General features: G+C 58.9%; 18 protein-coding genes, 1 tRNA gene and 1 pseudogene. 10 read left to right on the forward strand and 10 right to left on the reverse strand.

Going from position 1 to position 23,131, the window contains the following annotated elements:
* Positions 1 to 21: 21 nt before the first annotated feature.
* Together LGH74_RS15560 and ispF are read right to left on the reverse strand one after the other, a co-directional pair.
* Positions 22 to 1,713: a M28 family peptidase gene (locus LGH74_RS15560; RefSeq protein ID WP_226177055.1), complete on the reverse strand. Its 1,692-nt coding sequence runs from the start codon at positions 1,711 to 1,713 to the stop codon at positions 22 to 24.
* A gap of 118 nt (positions 1,714 to 1,831) precedes the next feature.
* Entirely contained in the window at positions 1,832 to 2,311 is a 480-nt protein-coding gene (ispF, locus tag LGH74_RS15565; RefSeq protein WP_226177057.1) for a 2-C-methyl-D-erythritol 2,4-cyclodiphosphate synthase, read from the reverse strand.
* 275 nt (positions 2,312 to 2,586) lie between these two features.
* Between ispF and LGH74_RS15570 the strand changes: the two genes are divergently transcribed.
* The 5 genes from LGH74_RS15570 to LGH74_RS15590 all read left to right on the forward strand — a co-directional run bounded on the left by LGH74_RS15570 (position 2,587) and on the right by LGH74_RS15590 (position 10,013).
* A complete protein-coding gene (locus LGH74_RS15570; RefSeq protein WP_226177059.1) occupies positions 2,587 to 3,204 on the forward strand; it encodes a TetR/AcrR family transcriptional regulator in 618 nt (205 codons plus the stop codon).
* Positions 3,205 to 3,258: 54 nt separating this feature from the next.
* A complete protein-coding gene (locus tag LGH74_RS15575) occupies positions 3,259 to 4,929 on the forward strand; it encodes a TolC family protein (RefSeq protein WP_226177061.1) in 1,671 nt (556 codons plus the stop codon).
* A 90-nt stretch (positions 4,930 to 5,019) separates the two neighbouring features.
* On the forward strand, positions 5,020 to 6,138 hold the full coding sequence (locus LGH74_RS15580) for an efflux RND transporter periplasmic adaptor subunit (RefSeq protein ID WP_226177063.1): 1,119 nt from the start codon (positions 5,020 to 5,022) through the stop codon (positions 6,136 to 6,138).
* A gap of 72 nt (positions 6,139 to 6,210) precedes the next feature.
* A complete protein-coding gene (locus tag LGH74_RS15585) occupies positions 6,211 to 9,693 on the forward strand; it encodes an efflux RND transporter permease subunit (protein ID WP_226177065.1) in 3,483 nt (1,160 codons plus the stop codon).
* Between the two features lie 47 nt (positions 9,694 to 9,740).
* On the forward strand, positions 9,741 to 10,013 hold the full coding sequence (locus LGH74_RS15590; RefSeq protein ID WP_226177067.1) for an acyl carrier protein: 273 nt from the start codon (positions 9,741 to 9,743) through the stop codon (positions 10,011 to 10,013).
* A gap of 536 nt (positions 10,014 to 10,549) precedes the next feature.
* On the opposite strand, the pseudogene LGH74_RS24925 reads toward LGH74_RS15590, so the two are convergent.
* Positions 10,550 to 10,903 (reverse strand): annotated as a pseudogene (locus LGH74_RS24925) (YkvA family protein); the annotation flags it as partial.
* Between the two features lie 189 nt (positions 10,904 to 11,092).
* Positions 11,093 to 11,704, reverse strand: a complete 612-nt coding sequence (locus tag LGH74_RS15600; protein WP_226177069.1) for a C40 family peptidase — start codon at positions 11,702 to 11,704, stop codon at positions 11,093 to 11,095.
* A 313-nt stretch (positions 11,705 to 12,017) separates the two neighbouring features.
* Here LGH74_RS15600 and LGH74_RS15605 point away from each other — a divergent pair, with 313 nt between their 5' ends.
* Complete coding sequence (locus tag LGH74_RS15605) at positions 12,018 to 12,380, forward strand: hypothetical protein (RefSeq protein WP_226177072.1); 363 nt, start codon at positions 12,018 to 12,020, stop codon at positions 12,378 to 12,380.
* 306 nt (positions 12,381 to 12,686) lie between these two features.
* Here LGH74_RS15605 and LGH74_RS15610 read toward each other — a convergent pair whose 3' ends face one another.
* Complete coding sequence (locus LGH74_RS15610) at positions 12,687 to 13,421, reverse strand: SDR family NAD(P)-dependent oxidoreductase (protein WP_226177074.1); 735 nt, start codon at positions 13,419 to 13,421, stop codon at positions 12,687 to 12,689.
* Between the two features lie 464 nt (positions 13,422 to 13,885).
* Here LGH74_RS15610 and LGH74_RS15615 point away from each other — a divergent pair, with 464 nt between their 5' ends.
* The gene (locus LGH74_RS15615) at positions 13,886 to 14,620 is read left to right on the forward strand and encodes a hypothetical protein (protein ID WP_226177076.1); all 735 of its coding nucleotides are present in this window, start codon (positions 13,886 to 13,888) and stop codon (positions 14,618 to 14,620) included.
* Between the two features lie 299 nt (positions 14,621 to 14,919).
* On the opposite strand, the gene LGH74_RS15620 is transcribed toward LGH74_RS15615, so the two are convergent.
* A tRNA-Thr gene (locus LGH74_RS15620) sits at positions 14,920 to 14,992 on the reverse strand.
* 191 nt (positions 14,993 to 15,183) lie between these two features.
* Here LGH74_RS15620 and LGH74_RS15625 point away from each other — a divergent pair.
* The 3 genes from LGH74_RS15625 to LGH74_RS15635 all read left to right on the forward strand — a co-directional run bounded on the left by LGH74_RS15625 (position 15,184) and on the right by LGH74_RS15635 (position 16,788).
* Complete coding sequence (locus tag LGH74_RS15625) at positions 15,184 to 15,645, forward strand: hypothetical protein (RefSeq protein WP_226177078.1); 462 nt, start codon at positions 15,184 to 15,186, stop codon at positions 15,643 to 15,645.
* An 85-nt stretch (positions 15,646 to 15,730) separates the two neighbouring features.
* Entirely contained in the window at positions 15,731 to 16,501 is a 771-nt protein-coding gene (locus tag LGH74_RS15630; protein WP_226177080.1) for an FkbM family methyltransferase, read from the forward strand.
* Positions 16,501 to 16,788, forward strand: a complete 288-nt coding sequence (locus tag LGH74_RS15635) for a DUF4834 family protein (protein WP_226177081.1) — start codon at positions 16,501 to 16,503, stop codon at positions 16,786 to 16,788. The genes LGH74_RS15630 and LGH74_RS15635 overlap by 1 nt, the downstream gene beginning before the upstream one ends.
* 79 nt (positions 16,789 to 16,867) lie before the next feature.
* On the opposite strand, the gene LGH74_RS15640 is transcribed toward LGH74_RS15635, so the two are convergent.
* The 4 genes from LGH74_RS15640 to LGH74_RS15655 all read right to left on the reverse strand — a co-directional run bounded on the left by LGH74_RS15640 (position 16,868) and on the right by LGH74_RS15655 (position 23,122).
* On the reverse strand, positions 16,868 to 19,516 hold the full coding sequence (locus LGH74_RS15640) for a DUF5686 and carboxypeptidase regulatory-like domain-containing protein (protein WP_226177083.1): 2,649 nt from the start codon (positions 19,514 to 19,516) through the stop codon (positions 16,868 to 16,870).
* Positions 19,517 to 19,729: 213 nt separating this feature from the next.
* A complete protein-coding gene (locus LGH74_RS15645) occupies positions 19,730 to 20,713 on the reverse strand; it encodes a ferritin-like domain-containing protein (protein ID WP_226177085.1) in 984 nt (327 codons plus the stop codon).
* A gap of 42 nt (positions 20,714 to 20,755) precedes the next feature.
* Complete coding sequence (locus tag LGH74_RS15650) at positions 20,756 to 21,556, reverse strand: ferritin-like domain-containing protein (RefSeq protein WP_226177087.1); 801 nt, start codon at positions 21,554 to 21,556, stop codon at positions 20,756 to 20,758.
* A 270-nt stretch (positions 21,557 to 21,826) separates the two neighbouring features.
* Positions 21,827 to 23,122 (reverse strand): MFS transporter, encoded by a 1,296-nt coding sequence (locus LGH74_RS15655; protein WP_226177089.1) that lies wholly within the window; start codon positions 23,120 to 23,122, stop codon positions 21,827 to 21,829.
* Positions 23,123 to 23,131 lie beyond the last annotated feature (9 nt).

Here is a 23,131-nt window from a genome sequence, read left to right on the forward strand (position 1 = left end):
GAGTACTCAATTTACAGCCGCTTATTGCTTGTTGGAATCCACCACGATGCGGGCGTCGCGGTTGGCCAGCTGCCAGGCTGTGAAGAACACGAGGCGGGCGCGCTTCTCCATCTTCGGAAACTCGATTTTCTCTACTTCGTCGCCGGCGCCGTGGTAGTCGTCGTGCACGCCGTTGAAGAAGAAAGCCACCGGAATCTTGTGCTTGGCGAAGTTATAGTGGTCGGAGCGGTAGTAGAACCGGTTGGGGTCCTCGGGGTCGTTGAAGCGGTAGTCGAGGTCAATCTGGGTGTACTTCTTATTAGCTTCCTCGTTGATGGCGTGCAGCTCGGAGGAAAGCTTGTCGGAGCCGATGACGTAGACGTAGTCGCCTTTGCCTTCGTGCTCCTTATCAGTGCGGCCCACCATGTCAATGTTCAGATCGGCAATGGTGCGCTCCAGCGGGAAAATGGGGTGGTCAGTGTAGTATTCGGAGCCCAGTAGGCCTTTTTCCTCGCCCGTTACGGTCAGAAACAGGATGCTGCGGCGCGGACCGTGGCCTTCAGCCTTGGCCTTGGTGAAAGCCTGGGCCATTTCCAGCACCGAAACAGTACCCGAGCCGTCGTCGTCGGCGCCGTTGTGCACCTGCCCGCCAATGATGCCGATATGGTCGTAGTGAGCCGACACGACCAGGATTTCATCTTTCTTGTCGGTACCTTCCAGGAAGCCCAGCACGTTTTCGGTCGTGAACTGCTCCTTTTTCTTGGGCGCGGTTATCACCACTTTGGCCGGCTTAAACGTGCTGGCTACCGGCTTGCCGGCTTTGGTCACCGCGCTCTGGTACTTAGTAATGTTAGCGGCCGTGGTGTTCAGCAGCTTGTAAGCCACAGCCGGCGACACGAAGAAGGCCGAGCGGGGCGTTTCCTTGGCGTCGAGAAATGCTATGGAGGGGCGGCTGATGTAGGGCGTCATGCGGGCCACCGACTTGCCAAAGCTGTCGGGCGTTACATCCACAAAAAACACGCTGCGGGCACCTTTTTCGGCGGCTTTGGTGGCCTTGGCCCGGAAATCCATGCCCCACTTGCTGCCTTGGCCGTCTTTACCCAGCAGAGCCTTGCCGTCGGCCTTCATGGGCTCACCCAGCAGAATAATCAGGTCTTTGCCTTTCACGTCGAGGCCGGCGTAATCACTGTAGCCGTCCTGCTCGATGCCGTAGCCGGCAAAAACCGGCTGAATGGTGGTAGCCGTCTGGAAGGGCGAGCTGCCGTAGGCGTAAAAGTCCTTGAGCCAGCTGTAGGTTTGTCCGCCCACTTTTAGCGAGGCGCTGCCCGTCCAGCTGCTGCGCTCCATCGTGAAGTGCTGCAGATAGGGGTTGTCCGAATCAGCTACGGGGCCGGTCAGGCCCAGGTCCTTAAACCGCTTGGAAATATACTCGGCGGCCATTTTCTGGCCTTTTTCCCCGGTTTCGCGGCCTTCGTAGGCATCGGAGGCCAGCACGGTGAGGTGCTCCCGCAGGTCGGCCTGGGTGATGGTAGCGCCGTAGTTGTCGGCCCAGTCGGCTTCTACCGGGGCCTGCTTCGTTGGGCCGGTGGGCGTTACAACATCAGAAGGCGTAGTGGCCGCCTCGGTCTTGCCGCGCTTGTGCTTGACCTTAATTTTCTCCGGAGCCTGCTGGGCTACTGCCGTCGTGGCGCAGCACGCGGCCAGCAGCAGGGTATAAAACGAGGTTTTCTTCATTTAGGAAAGTGAAGTTGCGAAGTTGTGAAGTTGTGAAATAGTGATTTTTCGTTCCGCTGGCGCCAATGGCGCAGATTGAACAACAAACTCACCGTTTCACAACTTCACAATTTCACCGTTAGGGTTGCACGATCAGGACGCTGGCGTAGGCGGCCACACCTTCACGGCGGCCTACGAAGCCGAGCTTTTCGGTGGTGGTGGCTTTAATTGAAATATCGTCGGCCGGAATGCCCATTACCTCAGCCAGCACGCGCTGCATTTCGGCAATGTGGGGGTTCACTTTGGGTGCTTCCAGGCAGATAGTCGAGTCGATGTTGCCGACCTCATAGCCCTTGGCGCGGAGCAGGCGCATCACTTCGGCCAGCAGCCGCTTGCTGTCGATGCCTTTGTACTGCGGATCGGTGTCGGGGAAGTGGAAGCCGATGTCGCGCAGGTTGGCCGCGCCCAGCAGCGCGTCGCAGATTACGTGGATGAGCACGTCGGCATCGGAGTGGCCGAGGGCGCCATGGGTGTGCGGCACCTGGATACCGCCGAGCCAGAAGGGCAGGCCTTCCTGCAGCTGATGCACGTCGTAGCCGAAGCCGGTGCGGATTTTCATACGATAGGGGAGAGGGAAAACAAGGTGGAAAGAGGGGCCAAGGTACGACGCTTGGAGCGGATTGAAAGAGTTGGGTACACGGTCAGTATTGCCGGTTAAAAGCAATTGCCAACCGATTGGAGTAGTTTCTGAAAATATAGTGTGCCCCGCATAAAGTATTTCCGGCCACTGTTCGTCAGCCAGAAAGGGACGTGAAACCCAGCCCACGGATAATGAAAAATTAATGGAAACTTTGAAGTCGTTTAAAGTTTCCATTGTATCTTTGCCCCGTGAGTATGGAAATCAAAGACCGGATCTTAGTGGCAGCCGTCGAGCTGTTTATGCGCAACGGCATCCGCAGCGTGTCGATGGACGACATTGCCTCGCAGCTGGCCATGTCGAAAAAGACGCTCTACAAATGGTTTGAAAACAAGGACCAGATTGTACACGGCGTGATGCAGAAATACCTGCTCTCGGAAGAGGTAGAGTGTGAGAATGTGTTTGCCACCGGCAGCAATGCCATGGAAGAGATGTACAACCTGATGCAGTGGCACAAGAAAACCCTGAGCAACGTGCACCCGAGCATCTTCTTCGACCTGCAGAAATACCATCCGCAGGCCTGGGCCCTGTTCGATGAGCACAAGAACACCTTCATCCTACGCAAAATCATTGAGAACCTGCATAGGGGTATCAGCGAAGGTGTGTATCGGGCTGATATCGACGTAGACGTTATTGCCCGCATTCGGCTGGCTGAAATAGAAATCATCTTCGACCCCAAAGTATTCCCGGCCAAGAGCTTCGACTTGCAGCGCATTCATACGGCCTGCGTGGAGCACTATCTGGCCGGTATTTCTTCCCTGAAAGGCCACCGGCTGATCAACGAATACCGGAACGTAACCGAACCGGAAGCTTAAGCTGCCCTACTACTCTGCCCTCATTCCCTTTTCCGCTTATCGTTTTTCGCTCTTATGAAAAATACGCTTCGCTTTCTGTTCCTGCTGGCGGCTTTGGCCTTCATCGGTGTCCAGCAGCTTCTGGCACAAACGCCGGCCCTGAATTCTTCTGCGCCGGCTATCAGTTCGCAGTATTCCCTGCAGCAGGCCATCGATTACGCTATCAAGAACAAAGCCTCACTGCAGGCCACGCGCCTGGGCGAGCAGACGGCCGCCGCCAGAGTGGGTGAAATCCGCTCGGCTGGCCTGCCCCAGGTAAACGTGGCGGCCAACCTGGCCGACAACTTCAAGCTGCAGAAAAGCCTGGTCGATTTCGGCGCTCTGGGCGGCGGGGCTTCGGCCACCCAGCTCAGCTCCACCGACATCGTGAATGCCCAGAACGGCCAGACGGTGAACCTGAAAACGGTAACCGTGGCCTCCGACCCGGTGCCGCCCCAGGCCTTCGCCTTTGGCCTGCAGTATGCCGGCAACACCAGCGCTTCGGTGTCGCAGTTGCTCTTCGACGGGGCCTACCTCATCGGACTGAAAGCCGCCAAGGTGTATACTGAGCTGGCCAAAAAGCAAACCCAGCAGGCCGAAATCGACGTGGTGGAACAGGTGAGCAAAGCCTATTACAGCACGCTGGTAGCCCGGGCCCGCCTGGGCCTGCTGGCCCGCAACGTGCAGCGCCTCGACACGGTACTCTATCAAACCAGCGAAACGTTTAAAGCCGGCTTTGCCGAGAAAATCGACGTGGACCGGCTGCGCGTGCAGCGCAACAATCTGGTGGTGGAGCAGCAGAAAGCCCAGCGCCTCACCGAGCTGAGCCTAGCCCTGCTTAAGTTTCAGATGGGCCTTAGCCAGGATCAGCCCGTGCAGCTGACCGACTCGCTCGGCTCGGCCGTAGTCGATGCCAGCTCGTTGCGCCAGCGCCTGGGCGGGGCCAACTTCAACACCGGCGGCAGCGCGGCCGGCCAGGCCGATGTGCCCAACGGCACGGCCCCGGCCGGCACCACCACCGACCAGAGCCGCCAGGACCAGCAAGCCGCCTTGAGCGGGGGCCGCACCGGCCAGCTGGCTGCTGCTTTCAACTATAATAACCGCATCGAGTTCAGCACCCTGGAAACCCAGCAGGCCCTGGCTGGCCTCGATTTGGCCAACCGCCGCGCCGGTGCTTACCCCCGCCTGGTAGCCACGGCCGCCTATGGCTTCTCGGGCTCGGCTAAGAACTTCGGCGACCTGATGGCCTTCCGCGGCCCCGACTCGCGCGCTTCCAACGGCTTTCCCAACCAGAACTGGTTTGGCTTCGGCAACGTGGGCCTGAGCCTGCAGGTACCGGTATTCGATGGTTTCCGCCGCAAGTACCAGGTGCAGCAGGCCCGCGTGACCCAGCAAACCCTGGAGAAAGGCTTCGAAACCCTGCGCCAGAGCATTGATCTGCAGGATGCCCAGAGCCGCACCACGCTCATCAACGCCCTCGACGTGCTCGACAACCAGAAAGCCAACCTCGACCTGGCTTCCGACGTGGCCCGCGTGTCGCGCATTAAGTTTCAGGAGGGCGTAGGCTCCAACCTGGAAGTAGTGACGGCCGAAACCGAGCTGCGTGCCGCCCAAACCAATTACTACGCCGCCATCTACGACGTGCTGGTAGCCAAGGTAGACCGCGACAAAGCCACCGGCGAACTGTATAACCAAGCGAAGAAATAAAGGAGCGGCCGGCCCGGAACTACACGCTAGGAGACTCCTGGCCCGGCCGCTACCCCGTTGTCTTCTAGCCTTTCCCTCTTCCTTCGATTTATGAAATACACTACTTCTGCGGCCGTGCTGGCAATGGCTTTTCTGGCTTCCTGCGGTGGCAAGCAAGACCCGGCCGCTGAGTTGGCTAAGCTGAAAAAAGAACAGGCCGCCAACCAGGCCAAGATTGCCGAGCTGGAAGCCAAAGCCGGCCCCGGCGCCGAAAGCACCGAAGCAAAAGCTACACCCGTTAGCGTGATTAGCGTGCAGCCCGAAAGCTTTAAGAGCTACCTCGAAGTGCAAGGCCGCGTCGACTTCGACGAAAACGCCAACGTTTCGCCCCGCGTACCGGGCGTGCTCACCGACATCCGCGTGCAGCGCGGCGACCGGGTGAGCAAGGGCCAGGTGCTGGCTACCCAGGATGCGGCCGTGCTCGAATCGGGCATTGCCGAGCTGCGCACCCGCCTGGAGCTGGCCAAGATTGTATACGACAAGCAAAGCCGCCTCTGGAAACAGGAAATCGGTACCGAAATTCAGTATCTGCAGGCCAAAAACAACTACGAGGCCCTGCAGCGCAGCCTGGCTACCCAGCAGCGGCAGCGTGCCCAGTACAACGTGGTAGCGCCCTTCAGCGGCGTAGTGGATGACGTGCCGGCCAAAGTAGGCGAAAACGGCGCGCCTGGCGTGCCGGTGGTGCGCCTGCTGAGCGGCAGCGGCGGCAAAATCGTAGCCGACGTGTCGGAAGCCTACGCCAACCAGATCAACGTCGGCGACAAGGCTCTGATTACGGTAACCGACCTCGGCGGCCAGGAAGTGCCGGCTACGGTGCGCGTGGTAAGCCGCACCATTAACCCCACCAGCCGTACGTTCTCGGTGGAGTTTCGCCTGAGCAAAGCCATTGCCCAGCTGCGGCCCAACATGGTGGCCACGGTACGCATTCAGAACTACGACCGCGCCAATGCTACCGTGCTGCCCGTGGATTTGGTGCAGAAAGATGAGCAAAACAGCTACGTATATGTTGTAGAACAGAAAGGTGGCCAGAAAATAGCCGCCAAGCGCGTCATCAAAACCGGCGCGACTTACAACGGTAAAATAGAAGTGACCCAGGGCCTCGCGGCCAACGACCAGGTGATTTCCGCCGGGTATCAGAATCTGAATGAAGGACAGGCCGTCAGCCTGTAGCGTGCCGCAGCGGGCCGGCCGCCCGCTGCCGCGCTAAGAACTATCTACCCACATTTAACTGCCCATTACGCCATGCAGGACGTGGAAAAAGAATTCGGACCAACCAGTTGGTCCATTAATAATAAGACCAGCATCTACATCATCACGGTGTTGCTGTGCGTGGCGGGGATTTTTGCCTACATCAAGCTGGGCAAGGAAAAATTCCCCGACATCGTGATTCCCCGCATCATCGTGGCTACGGTGTACCCCGGCACGTCGCCGGCCGACATCGAAAACCTGGTGACGCGCCAGCTCGAAAAAGAAATCAAGAGCGTGAACGGGGTGAAGAAGATCAACTCCACCTCCAACCAGGACTATTGCATTCTGGATATCGAGTTCAACTCCGGTGTGGACGTGCAGTACGCCAAGCAGCTCATCAAGGATGCCGTCGATAAGGCTGCTACCGAGCTGCCCAACGACCTGCCCACCGCCCCCACGGTGAAAGAGGTGAATATATCGGAGCAGCCGATTATGTACGTCAACCTGAGCGGCAACTTCCCCGCTGCGCAGCTGAAAAAGATAGCCGACGACTTCCAGGACAAGATTGAGGCCCTGCCCGAAATTACCCGGGTCGACATCATCGGTGCCCTCGACCAGCAGGTGAACGTGGATGTGGACCTGAACAAGCTGCGGGCTTCGCGCCTGGGCTTCTCCGACATCAGCCGCGCCATCGGCGGTGAAAACCTCACCGTATCGGGCGGCTCCATCGACGTAGGCCAGCAGAAGCGCGCCGTGCGCGTGGCCGGGCAGTACGCCCGCGCCGCCGACATTGCCGACATTCAGGTGAAAAACCTGAACGGAGCTGCCGTGCGCCTCGGCGACATTGCCACCGTGGAAGACGGCTTCAAGGACCGGGAAAGCTACGCCCGCCTCGACGGTAAGCCCGCCATTACCCTGAACGTAGTGAAGCGCCAGGGCGAAAACCTCATCGACGCCTCCGACAAAATCAAGGCCCTGGTGAAGGAAACCGAGAAGACGCTGCCCAAGGAGCTCAAGGTCACCATCACCGGCGACACGTCGAACGATACCCGCGTGACGCTGCACGACCTAATCAACACCATCATCATCGGCTTCCTGCTCGTTACCTTCATTCTGCTCTTCTTCATGGGCACCACCAACGCTATGTTCGTGGGTTTGTCGGTGCCGCTGTCGATGTTCCTGGCCTTTTTGATTATCCCGGGCTTCGACTTCTCGCTGAACATGATTGTGCTCTTCGCCTTTTTGCTGGCGTTGGGTATCGTGGTCGATGATGCCATTGTGGTAATTGAAAACACGCACCGCCTGCTGCACGAGCACCCCAACCTGAGCACGCCCAACGCTGCCAAATTCGCGGCCGGGGAGGTATTCGTGCCGGTATTGGCCGGTACCCTGACGACGGTAGCACCCTTCGTGCCGCTGCTGTTCTGGCCGGGCATCGTGGGCTCGTTTATGTACTACCTGCCCGTTACGCTCATCATCACGCTGATGTCGTCGCTGGTGGTGGCCTTCATCATGAACCCCGTGTTTGCCGTGAGCTTCATGCAGCGCGAAGAGCATTTCGAGGAAGACCTGCATGGCAAAGCCAAGGTTAGCCGGGGCTTTATCATCACCATTGCGGTGCTGGTAGTGCTGGGTGTACTGTTCAACGTGCTGGCCCTGGGCAAAACGCCCGAAGTAGGTGCCGACGGCGAAACGACCGGCTTGATCGGCCACTTCCTGGGCAATCTGCTGCTGGCTTTGGCGGGCTTCATCATCCTTGACAAATTTGTGCTCGTGAAGATGATTGCCTGGTTCCAGACCCGCGCCCTGCCCCGCTTCCAGAACGGCTATGCCAATCTGGTCCGCTGGTCTATCGGTCATCCGGCCCTGGTCATGGTGGGCGTGCTGGTGCTCTTCATTGGCTCCTTCATTGCCATCGGCATGCGCGGCCCCAAAGTGGACTTCTTCCCCAAAGGCGACCCTAAGTTCATCTACACCTATCTGCGGATGCCCGTTGGTACCCGCGTAGAAGTAACCGACTCGGTGACGCGCGTGCTCGAAAAGCGCATCTATGGCGTAATCGGGCAGAGCAACCCCGACGTGGAATCGGTGATTACCAACGTGGCCATCGGCGCCGGCGACCCTTCCGAAGCTACGGCCTCGGGCGTGTCGCAGTCGCACATGGGCAAGGTGGGCGTAGCCTTCAAGGAGCTCAGCGACCGGACCGGCCCCGCCACCAGCACCTACATGGATAAAATCCGGGAAGTGGTGAAAGGCATTCCCGGCGCCGAAGTATCCGTCGACCAAGAAGCCAGCGGTCCGCCTCAGCAGAAGCCTATTGCCATCGAGGTAAGTGGCGACGACTACCCCACGCTGGCTAAGATTTCGAAGAAAGTAGAGCGCTACGTCGATTCGCTGCACATTGCTGGTATCGAGGATCTGCGCTCCAACCTGGAAGACCGGAACCCCGAAATTGCCGTTAACATCGACCGGACCCGCGCCAACCGGGAGGGCATCAGCACCGGCCAGATCGGCCTGGAGGTTCGCACGGCCATCTACGGCTCGGAAGCCAGCAAATTCAAGACGCCCGACGACGAGTACCCGATTCAGGTGCGCTACGCCAAGCCCTACCGCAACGACGTGGATGCCGTGGTAAACGCCCCGCTGACGTTCCGCGACGCTACCGGTGCCGTACGTCAGGTGCCCATTTCGGCCATTGCTGATGTAAGCTACGGCTCGACCTACGGTGGTATCAAGCGCAAGGACACCAAGCGCATCATCACCATTAGCTCGAACGTACTCAACGGCTTTACCGGTCCCGATGTGGCCGCGCAGGTCAAGCAGGCCCTGACGTCCTTCCGCGTGCCCGCCGGCTACAACATCAAGATGGGCGGTGCCGAGGAAGACCAGAAGGAAACCACCGACTTCCTGCCCATGGCGGGCCTGGGTGCCCTGGCGCTTATCTTCCTGATTCTGGTAATGCAGTTCAACTCGTTCAGCAAGCCGCTCATCATCCTCTCGGAGGTGCTGTTCTCCATTGCGGGCGTGTTCTGGGGCCTGGCCATTACGGGCATGAACATCAGTATCGTAATGACGGGCGTAGGCATCATTGCCCTGGCCGGTATCGTGGTGAAAAACGGCATTCTGCTCGTCGAATTCACCGACATCCTGCGGGCCCAGGGCATGCCGTTGCGCGAGGCCATCGTGCTGGCCGGCCGCACCCGTCTGAATCCGGTAATCCTGACGGCTACGGCCGCCACGCTGGGTCTGATTCCGCTGGCCATCGGTCTGAACATCGACTTCTACGAACTGTTTGCCTCCGGCAACGCCCACTTCTTCATCGGTGGTGAGTCGGTTACGTTCTGGGGCCCATTGGCCTGGACCATCATTTTCGGCCTGGTGTTTGCCACGGGTATCACCCTGCTGGTAGTACCGGTTATGTACCTGCTCAGCGAATCGTTGAAGGCGAAAATATACGGCCGCTCTACCGATGGGCATGCAACCGATTCGACTGAAACCGAATCTCCAGTCCGGAGAGAGGTGTTGGCTGAAGCATAACCCCTTACCTCAGCCCATTTTTCTTCTGGTTCACCGTCGTTTTTTTTATGCGTTACTCAACGACTTCCGCCCCCAAATCCATCCAGCAGCAGGTGCTGCGCATTATCAGCAAGCGTAAAGCCATTAAACCAACCCGCTTGCGCGTCAGCAGCAATCTGAGCCGGGAGCTGGGGTTTGATACAGTAGACGTGGTGGATATCATCCTCGAAATCGAGCGTAACTTCCACATCACGATTCCCGACGAAGTGCCCCTGAGCACCGTCGGCGACTTCGTCACCTACGTCGCCACGCACACGCCCGCCCACGACCGGGCCGCGTAGCACGACTGCTGTAAGGCACAAAAAAGGCTCCCAACGTAAGTTGGGAGCCTTTTTTGTGAGTGTACGTTGAGCTGCTACCGAATATTGCCGCCGGTATCGGCAGCGCCGTCGTTGCGCGTGCGGCTGCCGTCGGTGGTGTTGGCAGTGGCATCGGCGTGGGGCGTTACGTCGGCTTTCGGGGCCGGGTCGGTGCTGCTGGTCAGGCTGGGGTTAGGGTTGCTGCTGTCGGGGGAGGAAATGCCCGAGTCGGTATCCGAAACGCGGCTGTTGGTGCTGGCGCCCAGGTCGGTGCGGCTGCCCTTCTTCGACGACTCCGTAACTTCAGTGGCGCCGGTACCGGTTTCCACCGAGTATTCGTCCGTGTGTACCGAGTGACCCGGCTTGGGCCCCGAGTTGGCGGTGGTGCCGTCGGTGGTGCTCAGCGAGGTGGCGGGGCCGGGTTTCACGTCCTGGGGTTCACCTACCACGATGGGGCGAGTCCGTTCCCACTCCTTAAACTTGTCCATCTCGCCCGTGAGCGTGCTGGTGAACCAGGCCACCAGCGCCACATCGTCGAGCAGGCCCAGCACCGGAATGAAATCCGGAATCAGGTCGATGGGGCTTAGGAAATAGATAACCACGGCCACCGCCGCAATAATGGTAGGCGTAGGCAGGCCGGTATACTCACCCGAAACAGAGGTTTTGATCAGCCGAAACAGAATCTGCAGGCTTTCCCATGCTTCGTGGGCTATGGTGCCCACGTCATTCTTTTCACTGGCTTTCTGATAGGCGTCGTTTAGCAGATCCTTAATGCGGGAAGGCTTCTTAATGTATTCCTCGGCCTTGCCAACGAATTTCTTGAAAAGCGGAGAGCCAGCAATATCCGCGCCTTTGGGGTTGTTATTATCCATGGGTGGAGAGGGTTGAAAAATCGGGGCCAAGCTACGAAAAGCCAACCTGACCGGCGCTGAAACCAGCGTATATGCCCTATACTACTCCGGCCTGAAATGGTTATGCTGAGGGCAAGGCTACTGCTACGAACGCAAAAAAGCCCTGTTCGCGGGAACAAGGCTTTGCAATACAATCGGGTCGGCGGCCGGTTAGTTGGTAGCTACGCGGCCGGCAGCGTAAAAGTTGCGGTGGTAGTAGGGCTGGTTCAGCGAGCTTACCATCACGCCGCCGTTGCAGGCCGAGTGGGCAAACTTACCGTCTTGCAGGTAAATGCCCACGTGGTAAATCGGCTGGCCGGGGCCGCGGCGGAAGAATACCAGGTCGCCGCTTTGCATCTCGTCTTTGCCCACGCGCTTCACCTTCTCAAACATCGAGCGGGAGCTGCGCTGTAGTGTTACACCGTATACTTCCTGAAAAACGCGGGTTACGAAGCCCGAGCAATCGGTGCCTTTCTTGGAGTTGCTGCCGTAGCGGTAGGGAGTGCCGATCCAATCGGTGACGGTGCGGAGCAGGTTCTGGTCTTCGCTGTAGTTCAGCTTGAGGCCCAGTGTCTGGGAGTAGTAGCCGTAGGCGAGTGAGTCGCGGGTGGAGGCTGAGGGGCGGTTTTCGTCGCCGTTGTCGCCCAGGAAATCGGGCAGGAGGGAGGCCGTGGCGGCTATTGGGGCACGGCCAGCGGTAGAGGAGCTATTAGGAGCGTATTCGAAGAAGAAAGAGAGGGCCAGCGAGGCAGCGGCGAGGCAATACAGGATACTGTTTTTCATTGTCCGTCGTAGGGTGGCAAAATCTCCGTTTTCCGAGGTAGCAGGGAAGCCGAAGTACTTTGTTTTTTCGTGAGGTCTGGGTTCCTTAGACCACCGAAAAGAGAAGCGAATGATGTGTTGGAATGGTCAAAAACAGAAGCTTTCTGTTCCGGCCATTTGTTAAAGCTAGTCCATTAAATTTTAAACGTCCTAGTTTTTACCCCTAAATGGCCAAAAGTTCTTTTTAAAGTTTAATTTATTGTTGAAATAATAGTTGAGCTTGTTGCAACCCGCCCGATTTTTTAGGCGTATACTCCGGCCTGAAATTCCCGTCATGAGTTTGCCCCGCATCATTGAGAATTCGCCCCTGGCCCGCATGGCTCGCCTGAAGCTGAAAGCGGGCAGCGTGGCTATGGTGCTGGGCAGCAGCATTCATCTGAGCGGGGCCACGCGGGAGCAGTTCCTGAGCGACCCATATTGGGTGGCGCACGAAATGGAGCACATTCGGCAGTTTCAGCAGTATGGCCGCTTTGGTTTCCTGTGGCGCTACGTGCGGGACTGGGCCCGGCACGGCTACTACAACATTCCGTTTGAAGTGCAGGCCCGCGAAGCCGGCGAGCAGAATGCCGGCCTCTACGCTGCCGGCCGACCCCTACCCACGCCTGAGCAGCGCCACCCTACGCCGAAAGCAGGTTAATGTGCTCAGGTGCTAATGTAAGGGATGTGCTGAGCTACTGCGGTTGAATGTGAGAATTGTAGAGAACGTGTCATTGCGAGCGAAACACGGCAATCCGTCTTCTGAAATGGGCTGAATTACCTTCAGTGAAAAGCCCTGACGTGGAAGCTTCACGTTACAAGCAAAAGCCCTTTCCCGTCGCAACGAGAAAGGGCTTTTTGGTAAAAGAGCGTTTGTCACCAGCAGAGGACGGATTGCTTCGTCATTCTTCCTCGCAATGACACAGTTTTCGAAACTCAGTATTTCACCATCTCACAATTTTACTTTTTACAGTGCTGCCAGCCTTCCGCCGTCCACGGCCAGGGTGGAGCCGTTGATAAAGTTGGCGTCCGGAGAAGCTAGGAAGCAGATGGCAGCGGCCAGTTCTTCGGGTGTGCCCACCTGGCCGGTGATTTTCTCTTTGCCGCTCTTCACGTTGGGGTTGCTCCAGAGCATGGGCGTATCCACGGCACCCGGCGCCACGGCATTCACTCGGGCCTGAGTGTGCGGAATTTCCAGACTCAGGCCGCGCACGAAGGCTTCGATGGCGCCTTTGCTGGCTGCGTAGGGCACCACGTTGGGCGTCGTCTGGTGGGCGTGTACCGAGCTAATGACCACAATACTGCCGCCCTGCATATGGGGCAGGCAGAGTTGGCAGAGCCGGAAAAAAGCCCGCACATTCACGGCCATCAGGGTATCCCACTGCTTGGGGTCGAGCTTCAGAATGGGCTCGAAGGTCATCATGGCCGCGTCGTTGATGAGCACATCAATGCGCTGCCAGGTGGCCAGGGTGCGCGTCACGGCCCGGCGCAGCTGGGCATCCTTGCCCACGTCGGTTCGGATGAAGATGGCCTCACCCTGCTCGGCTTTAATATCACGTACTACTTCCCGGCCTTCCTCCGCGTTGCGGCCCAGCACGGCTACTTTGCCTCCCTCACGGGCCAGCTGCATAGCCGTGGCCCGGCCAATACCGGAGGTAGCTCCGGTCACGAAGCATACTTTATCCTGAAAACGCTTTTCCATCGAAACGATATGTTGTCTACAACTACAAGGCTACGGGCCTCTACATCTGGAAGACGGTAACTCGCTGGTTTGGTTGTGTTCCTCTGGGTGGTGCTGCCGTTCTGGCCCCGATGTGCTCACAAAAAGGCGCATCGGCAACTGCGGCAACCCAGGAGCGTGCCGGGTAATATGTGTATAGGATATAGACTAGTAAAGCCTTGCCACGAAGCCGTACTGGCGGCTGTGTTGCACTGGTAGACAGAGCAGCCGTCAATTACTAAAGCAGGGCTTGCTGCGGCTGTGTTTCAGGTGCCAGTATATGAAAATGCTGGTGGTAGCGCACTGATAGTCTGAGGCAACGCCAAAACTCGGCAGTGAATAAAAAGCGGGTTTTTCGTAACCCCAGGCAATTGGTTTACGAATAGAGGCAGACTTAGCCTGACGGTTAAGACTCATTTTTTTGCCGTACTAACCCACGAACTCCCATGGAAAACAAGCAGAATCAGCCCGCCTCGGGTGCCAACGCTCCCGGTACCAGCAAAACTACCAATACCGCTAACCAATCGTCGGGCAGCGCCGCTTCGCAGCGCTCTTCCAACGCTCAAGATACCGCTGCCTCCGCCAGCACTTCCTCTAGCTCTCAGGACTCCCGCAACGTAAGTTCGGACCAGACGACTAACCGCACCAGCGCCAGCCTCGGTCAGGAGCAAACGCAGGACCAAAGCCAAGGCTACCGCGGCCAGGAGAACAAGCAGCAGGGCCAGTCGTGGATGGATATCTCGTCCTGGCTCGGTGGCAACAAAGAAATTCCGCAGTCGGTGAAGGACTTCGGTACCAAAGCTCTTGACCAGGTAAATAAGCTCAGCACCACCCAAAAAGTGGTTGGTGGCGCATTGTTGCTGGGCGGCATTGGCTGGCTCTCAATGCGCTCGGGCAGCAAGCAGCCGCATCGGGGCAGCTACCGCTCCGGCTCCGATACCAACTCGGACTACCGCTCCGGTTCCGATTACCGCTCGGGCAAATCCTATGGTTCGGGTGACAGCTACGGCTCCACCAGCCGCACCAGCCGCTACGGCTCCGATTACAACTCGCCTTCCTCGGGCTCGGATTCTTGGTCTTCGACTTCCAGCAAGGACAAGAGTGTGAGCTACCGGAGCGGAAGTGCTAGCACGAGCCCCTCTTCAAGCCTGGGCGACGACGATTACAGCGGCAACCTCTAAGACAGGAGTAGCTGCTGAGAAAGGGTCGAAAGCATTTGCTTTCGGCCCTTTTTGCTGTCTACGGCTTCCCCCTATTGTTTAGGAGCTTAAGCTGATACACTGCCGGGTAGAATACTTTAGCGGCCGGCATCGGGAATGCCGAGTTACGGCCAAAAGCTGCTGGCACTGAGTCGGAGCCGAGCAATTACGACCAGTGGGGGGCGCATGCTAAACAACAGGCATTGGCGTATGAACGCAGGCCGGGGATAAACGAAAACAGCCCGCCGGAGCCAATGGCTACCGTGCGGGCTGTTTTAGTGAGCCTCTTATTGGACTCGAACCAACGACCTGCTCATTACGAATGAGCTGCTCTACCAACTGAGCTAAAGAGGCATTTCCCAAGCGCCCTTTCGGTGCTTGGGGTGGCAAAGATAGGAAGCCCGGAGAACAAGGCGCAAGCTCCGGCCGAAAAAAATACGGCACAACGGTGATTTTTCGGCAATAACCCCAAATCCGGGTTTGGCGTTTGGTAAAATAAACGGCGCGCTCATCCGTCTGCTGCTGTATCCAACTACCTGACTGCTATGAAACACTCCAAACCTTCCGCATTGCCCCAGGCCCTAGCCAGCGGCTTTGCCGGCGCCCTGGTGCTCACCGCCATTCACGAAACGGCCCGCCGTATTTCTCCCGACGCGCCGCGCATGGATGTGCTTGGCATGCGGGGGCTGCGCAAAATTATCGACAAAGCTGAAGCGCCCCAGCCTAATACCGATACGCTTTTCAACTTGACGATGGCCGGCGACATTCTTTCCAACGGCTTGTACTATAGCCTAGTGGGGAGGAGTAAGAAAGCGTGGGGGCGCGGGGCCCTGCTGGGGCTGGCGGCCGGCATAGGCGGTGTGGTGCTGCCTGGTCCGCTGGGCCTGGGCGACGCACCCAGCAGCCGCACGCCCCAAACTAAGCTCATGACCGTGGCCTGGTACCTGTTGGGCGGCCTGGCGGCGGCCGGGGCCTCGCGGCTGTGGAGCCGGGCCGCGAAAAAGTAGCCTGGCGGACTGTGGCCGCCCCAAGCCGACGTGAGCCGAAAGCCGATGCCGCAGATTCGTGCGTTTCCGGCATCTTTGCAGCCTGATGAAAGAACTCCGTAAACTTCTGGTTCGGGCGCTGGGCTTCGAGCGTTATATCCGCTTCGTGAGCCGCGTGTACCTGCGCTTGGTAGGCGCGGGCTGGGGTAAAGACAAGTATCCGGAGCTGTTTTTCCTGGAAAAGCTCATCAAGCCCGGCTTCGTCTGTCTCGACATTGGGGCCAACCTAGGTTACTACTCGGTGGCTTTGTCGCGGCTGGCCGGGCCCGGGGGCAAAGTGCTGGCTGTGGAGCCGATTCCGCTGTTTCAGGAAATCTGGCGTGACAATGTGCGCCTCAGCAGCTACGACAACATCACACTGCTACCCTACGCTCTGGGCGGCGAAAACATGACCGTGCGCATGGGCACGCCCGAGCGCAACGGCCTGCTGCACCACGGCATGACCAAAGTGGCGGCCAGCAACACGGCCGAAACCTACGCCCGCACTTACGAAGTGCCCATGCGCATTCCGGATGAGCTGTTGGCCGATTTGCCCCGGCTCGACTTCGTGAAATGCGACGTGGAAGGCTTCGAATCGGAAGTGTTTCGCAACATGCAGGCCACGTTGCGCCGCTTTCAGCCCCTGATTCAGACCGAGCTCAACGGCCTGGAAAACCGCCAGGCTGTAGTGACGCTGCTCGCCGGGCTGGGCTATAAACCATTTATATTGTCCGAGCGTTTGGAGCTTGTGCCGTGCTCAGCCGAGCAGCTCAGCAGCCCGGTTACGGCTGATTTTTACTTTCAACCCACTACCCCCGCTACTTCCCTGGTTTCCTGATGGTCAAATTCCTGCTCATCCTCCTCATTGTTTCCTTTGTCGTGCGGTTCATTCTGCCGATAGTATTGCGGCTGCTGGTCGGCCGGTTTGTGCAGAAGCAGGCCCGGCGTTATGGGCAGCAATTCGGGGGCACGCCCTTCGAAGGTGCTTTCGGCGGCCCGCCGCCGGCCAGTCCGCCCCCGGGTGGCGGTAATGTCCGCGTCGACTTCGTGCCGCCCAAACCGACCAAAGACAAGCCCCAGAATTTTAAAGGTGGTGAATACGTCGATTTTGAGGAAGTGAAATAAGCCGCCGGTAGCTACTACTCCGACACAAAAAATGCCCGTCGCAGAATATGCGGCGGGCATTTTTTTGCCTGCTAAACTTCTAGAAGCCTAGACCTATCCGCACGCCCGAGTCGAGGCGCTGTCCCGATTGCAGGGAAGTAAAGAAGTCGACACGCACAATTTTGAAGATGTGCTCAATGCCCACGCCCAACTCGGCATAATTGCCCGACGAAGGCGTGTAGAGGTAGTTGACGGTGGCCACTTCCTGCCACTTGAGCCGGCGAAACAGCGGTATTTTGTTGAACACAAACCCGTTGAAATGGTGGCTGTAGTGGCCTTCGAGGTACCGCTCGGCAGTGCTGTAGCGGTAGTAGTCGAGCAGCTGAAACTGCTGCTCGAAGCTAACGGCCAATATCGTGCGGTTGCCGGCGAAGTGGCGAAAATCGATAAATGTAAGGTCTGGGTTGCCCAGGAACGTGCCGGCCTTCACGTTGAGCTGACTTTCCCCGAACAACCCAAACCCAAACTCTTTGCGGGCTCCCACTTCGAGGCGGCTATAGCGCACATCGGAGCCCAGCACACCCCGGAAGCTCTGGCGAAAACCGAGCAGCAGCTGCGGAAACCGCGAATTGCCGAGGTTAAACTTGCCGTCGGGGCGGGTAATGTACTGCTGGCCTGGCTGCCACGTCAGGCCCACGTCGAGGGTGGTGGAGCGGCTGCGGCCGAAGCCGGTGCCTTGGGGCAGCTCGGCGGCCACGGGCTGGTTGGGCGTAAAGGCCCGCCCCGGTATATCCCGGATTACCTCCGTGGTTTGGTTAAACAACTCGCGCCGGTCGGCGTAGCCGGCGGCCAGGTTCACAAACAGCCCGTTCACCAGCTCCGTCCGGTAGGTCAGCTCCAGGCCGTCGCGCTGGTAGTATTTGGCGTAGTTGCGGTTGGTGAAGAGCGTGTAGGAGGTGTTTATCAACGGCGTGTTGATGAGCGTCTGCTGGTAGTTGGCGCTGGGGTCGAAGTCGAGGATGGTGCGGCCCACCGAAAACCCGATGCGGCTGAACGACTCGGGCCGGAACGTGTAGCCGCCGCGCAGGCTGGGGCTGAGCTGCTTGCTGGCAAAACCGTAGCGCAGCGTGGGCTCCAGGGAGTAGGTGCGCCGGTCTTCGTAGCGCTGGGTGAGGGTGCCCGTCAGGTTGACGACGACGCCTTCCACCGTGTTGTAGACGATGCCGTCAGAGGGCGAATCGATGGAAATAAAGCGGCGGCGGAAAGTATTATTGTAGGTGTAGCCGCCCAGCAGCACCCCAAACAGGTCGGGCTTGTTGCGGATGTGGTCCATCGAATCCTGGTAGGGCTTCGACTTGTGGATAACTTCCACGCTGTCTTTTACGCGGTAATCCTTCGTTTCTTCCTCGCTGAGCGGAATGGGGCGCACCTCGTTCCAATAGGCCTCGTCCCGCTCGTTGGCGCCTTTCTCAATCAGCATCACCTGGCCCTTAGCCATGGGCTCGAAGGCAATGCCACCCTCGGGCAACGGTATTTGCTCCTGGCCGCGGGTTTTGGCATCGCGCCGCATAGTGCGGGTGAGGCCGCGCAGCTGGGGCCGCTGCTGCCGGGCTTCGGCCACGGTTTCGCGGTGGGCCGGCTCGTTGGTGGGCGGCGGGGTGGCGGCCACGGCTGGCGGATTGGGATAAGTAGGCGTGACGCGGTAGTTGGAAAGCACCGCGTTGATGCTGCCGTTGCCCTTGAAACCCAGCCCGCTGGCACTCAGGCTTACTTTCTGCGACTGAATAATCCAAGCCTGGGGGTGGCCGGGGGCCGGGGCATACAGAATTTCGACGCGCAGCTTATCCACGTACTCGATGCCCGAGTTGGAGTCGAGGGCCAGATCGAGGCTGTGCAGGCGCCAGGTACCGTCTTCGGCAATGTAGATGAAGCCCGAAAACGCGGGGTCGATGCGGTGGCGGGGCGTCACGCGGATCTTGTTGATGGTAATGCCGTTCTGCACCGAGGTGCCCACCAGCTCGTAGCGGTAAAACAGCATGGCATTCTGGGCCACCGGCGACACGAAGCCCCGTTCCGAAAAGCCCGAGGGCAGCAGGTTGTCGTAAAAGTTGAAGTTTTTGGAAGCCCGGTTGAAGCTGAAGCCCTTGCTGCTGCCGCTCACTCGCGACGAAATCATGCGCTCCTGAATCTTGCCCGGCTGGCGGTAGGTCATGTCCGACAACGACTCGGAAAGGTATATCACGCCCGGCTTCAGATCGGGGCCCACTTTTACCAGACCCAGAATTTTGCCCGGCACATCGGTGAGCCGGATGATGGACTTGATGTACATACGGGCGGTAAAAGCGGCTACCTCGGCCCGGTGGTACTTGCGCCAATCAATGGCGTGCTGCACGATGGCGTAGGCCGGGTCACGGTCGGTGGCCCGGATGAGCACTTCGCCCAGGTTGTAGTTTTCGGGCGTCAGGGTCATGTTCAGCACCGTGGCCGTGTCGCCGGCCGCCACTGTCACCGATTCTACGCGGGGCTTAAAGCCCACGTACTGAAACACTAACTCGTATTTGCCCGCTTCCAGCCGCAGCTGGTAATTGCCTTGGTCGTTGGAGGCGGTACTGGTGGACGAGCCGCGCACGGCCACGTTGGCAAATGCCAGCGGCTCACCTTTGGGGTCTGTTATTTTGCCGCGTATGATGCCGGCCCAGGTGGCCGTGGTGCTGAGAAACAGAGTAAGCAGTAGTAGATATCGAAGCATGCGCGGATAAGTCGTAGTGAGTGTGAAGGTAGATGAAAACCCGTCTGGAAAGGTTGCTTACATCTGGGTTTTGGTATGATTTCACCAACAGAAGATGCCTTCACAGCTACGAATGCCTGATTTGGAAACAAAAAAGGACGACCACTGGTCGTCCTTTTCAGGGAATCTACTGGTAAAAATAAGATAATAAGGACCGCTATTGATTCACTAGCGCTAATCCAGAAACAGCGTATTGGGCTTAACGAAGTTGCGGGCAATGGCCTTTACCTTCACATAGTCCAACGGCTCATCGAAAGCCTCAGAAGCGGCGGCGGCCGAAATCGTGCTGTCGGTAGTGATGGTGCGGCCGGCCTGGGCTACGTTGTCTTCGCCGGGGAAGGTAATACCGGTGGGCACGCCCGGCGGGGGCGGGTTGGTGCCGGGGCCGTACACATCAGCCGTGGAAGGATTCGTATTTGGCGAAGGGCCACCCTGGTCGTTACCCGAAATCCAGCTTTTAGGAGACAATTTCGGGTCGGCGCCGGGTGGGGTAGTAGCCGCGCCGGGCCCGGAAACTGCCGCCGCCAGGCCCCGGCGGATAGTGCGGATGTGGGAGGAGTGTCGGGCTTCCACGGAATGAATGTTCAGGGCCTGCTCCAGAATGTCGGCATTGGTCATCAGGAAGGGTGCCCCGCCCTTGTAGGCCCGCACGCCGGTATCGACGAACGACTGCGCCACGCCGTAGTACAGGGCCGTGCCGCCAGGCAGCAGGGCCGCCGCAAACGGGCCAAGGCCGCTGCCCTTACCACCGCTGTAGTCGAAAGTGGCGCGGCCCGGGTCGGGTATTGCCGTGCCGCCGACCTTAGTCAGGGCCTCCCGCAATACCTTGATATGGCCGCTTTCGTCGTTGCGAATCGTGGTAATAGCCTGCCGGTCGGCATCAGGAATCAGCCCCGGCGTGTTGAGCCCCGTGTCGTAGAAATAATACTCCAGATACTCCAGGCTCAAGGCCAGATTGAGCACATCGGCCACCGAGGGCCCGGCGTTTTGCCCATAGGCCTTGTTGAACAACGCTGCCACAAAGCCGGGCACGGCGGCGGCCGTCAGCTTTTTGCCCATGCCGCTGAGGTGCTTGAATACGCGGCGGCGCGTGTCGAACCGTTCGTAGACCTCGGGGTCTACTTTTTCAATTTCGGTAATGATTTGAAACAGATCCATGTCGGGAAGTCGGATAAAGGCGAAAAAACAGACAGACAGCTATTAACCCAGGCCGCTCACGTTGAGCTTGGAGCCTTCCTGCAGAAACTGGTTGGCAGTAGCTACTACCACGGATGGCTTCTTCGATTTTTCCAGCCCCGTACCGGTACCCAAACCGGGAGCCGAGGTAGCAGAAGTAGGTGTAAACAGGTCTACCACGTCGCTGGCCACGAAGGTGTTGTAACTCATCAGGTCCCGGATGAGGGCCGCGTGCCGGGCTTCCACCGATACAATTTTGCCGGCCAGTGCCAGGTATACCGGGTTGGTGAGGTAGCGGCCCGCACCGTTGTAGGCGGCTACGCCCAGGTCTTCGAAGGCCATAGCGGCATCGAGCACGCCCATTTTGGTGCCGGCCGGGGCCCCGGTAGCCCGCTTGCCCACATTGAAGTCGATGGTGGAAAAATCGGGCGTCAGCTCCTTGATGATGTTGCCGGCCGGGATGGTGTTGCGGAAAAAGTCGCGGTGGGCTTTTTCGTGCAGGGCCAAGTCGCTCAAAATCTGCCGCTCGGCGCTGTTGGCGCCCAGGCCGGCAAAGTAAGTGCCCGTGCCCCCGGCTACTACCTGGGCATAAAATGCGGCTTCGAGCTGCTCAAGGGCGTAGGCGTAGTTGAGTACCCCAAGGTCACTGGAGCCGACGTTGACCGTACCAGTATTGGGGTCTACCTCGTCGTCGTCGTCGTTGCAGCCGGTTAGTAGCAGGCCGGTGAGGGCCAGGCCGGCCCCGGTGTAGCGCAGAAAGTCGCGGCGCGGCAGCCCGGCCGGAGTGGGTTCGGCCGTGGGCGCCGAAAGAGTTTGTTTGGTCATAGCGGGTTGGTATTAGCGTGAATAGTTGCCCGTTCTTACGCCTAATACCCCCTCAGTTGCTTGTTAAGTAGGTAGAAATCAGTAGTTAAATCAGTAAATTACGTATGGCTCGCACTTGACTCGCGTCAACTTCTGAGTGAAATTCCGTTTTAATACGCAATCCGGGAATACGCTAAAATCCGTACTCCGGCTCTACTTGCTGCGCTTGGGCCACCGCTACCCAGCAGCGTGGTTGGAGTAGAGGCGTACCAAGCCAGCAGGGAGCTTTGCTTAGTCGGCCGCGGCCGGCTGCGGGGCGGGCAGAGTGGCTAGCTCCCGGTAGCGGGCGGCCAGCACCAGCGCCGAGCCGATGATAAACGCGCCTAGCGCCGCGTAGCCCCACACCACATTGGAGCCCCGGGCGAAAAACGGCAGCGTGAAGAGCAGAATGAAACCGGTGCGCAGCAGCACGTTCACCACGTTGAAAATGCTGTTGACGCGCCCACTCACCTCGTTCGGAACGTGCATGAACAGGTAACTGACCCGCAGAATGCGCGTGCCGGCGTTGGTGAAACCCAGCACCAGGGAAAAGGCCAGAAACAATGACACCGAGCGGGTAGCAGCCGCCGCGCCAAATCCCAGGCCCGCACCCAGCATCAGCACAATGATGGAGCGCACCGGCGGCTGCCGCAGAAACACCCGCCGCACAAACAAACCCGCACTCAGCGCGCCCAGCGCGTAGGCCACCTCGGCCGCCCCGAACGCCCCGGCCCCGGCTTGCAGGTGGTTGTGGATGTACATGGGCATCAAGGCGTTCAGCTCAACCAGCAACCCCACGAACACCGAGAAGGAGAAGAGCCCAAAAATCCAGATGGTACGGTGCTCCCGCAGATAGGTGATACCGGTGCGCAGCCGCTTCCAGAGCGTGCCCAGCTCCACCTGCGTAAGGATGACCGGCCGGTGCCGGATGGCGGCAATAAGCGCCACGGCCACCACGTAGGTCAGGCCGTCGAGCAGGAAAATCTGGTGCAGGGGCCAGGCCTGCACTGCGAAAGGCAGCGTAATGGTGGTGCCCAGCAGCTGGTACTGCCCGCCCAGCGGCAGACCCTCGATGAGCAGCGCCGCCAGGGCTCCACTCACCACCGAAGTAGCCTGCCCCACAATTTCGATGGTAGACGTGATGCGCCCGTAGTCCTCGGGCCGGCTGATTTCCTGGGCGAAGGCGTAGAGGTTGGGGTAGTGAATGCCGTAGCCGAACACGGTGGTGGTGAAGGCCAGCAGAATACCGGCCATCGGCACCGAGCCGTGCCAGAAACCGTAGGCGGCCACGCTCAGCAGAATGGCCCCTTCCACGATGTTGGTGACCAGAAATACCCGCTTCCGGTCGAACCTATCGACCAGCGCACCGGCGTACATGCCCCAGAACAGGGAGGCAAACGTGACCAGGGCGTACACCAGGTTGAAGGTGGTGGAAGCGCCCTGCCGGGCAAAGTACCAAGGCACAGCCAGCATCGAAATACCCTGGGCAAAGCCGGAAATGGCATTGGCCGTAAACAGAAAGCGGAGGGCGCGGCGGTTTTCTTCCACGGTGCAAAG

This window comes from Hymenobacter lucidus (genome assembly GCF_020447265.1).
Lineage (GTDB): Bacteria > Bacteroidota > Bacteroidia > Cytophagales > Hymenobacteraceae > Hymenobacter > Hymenobacter lucidus.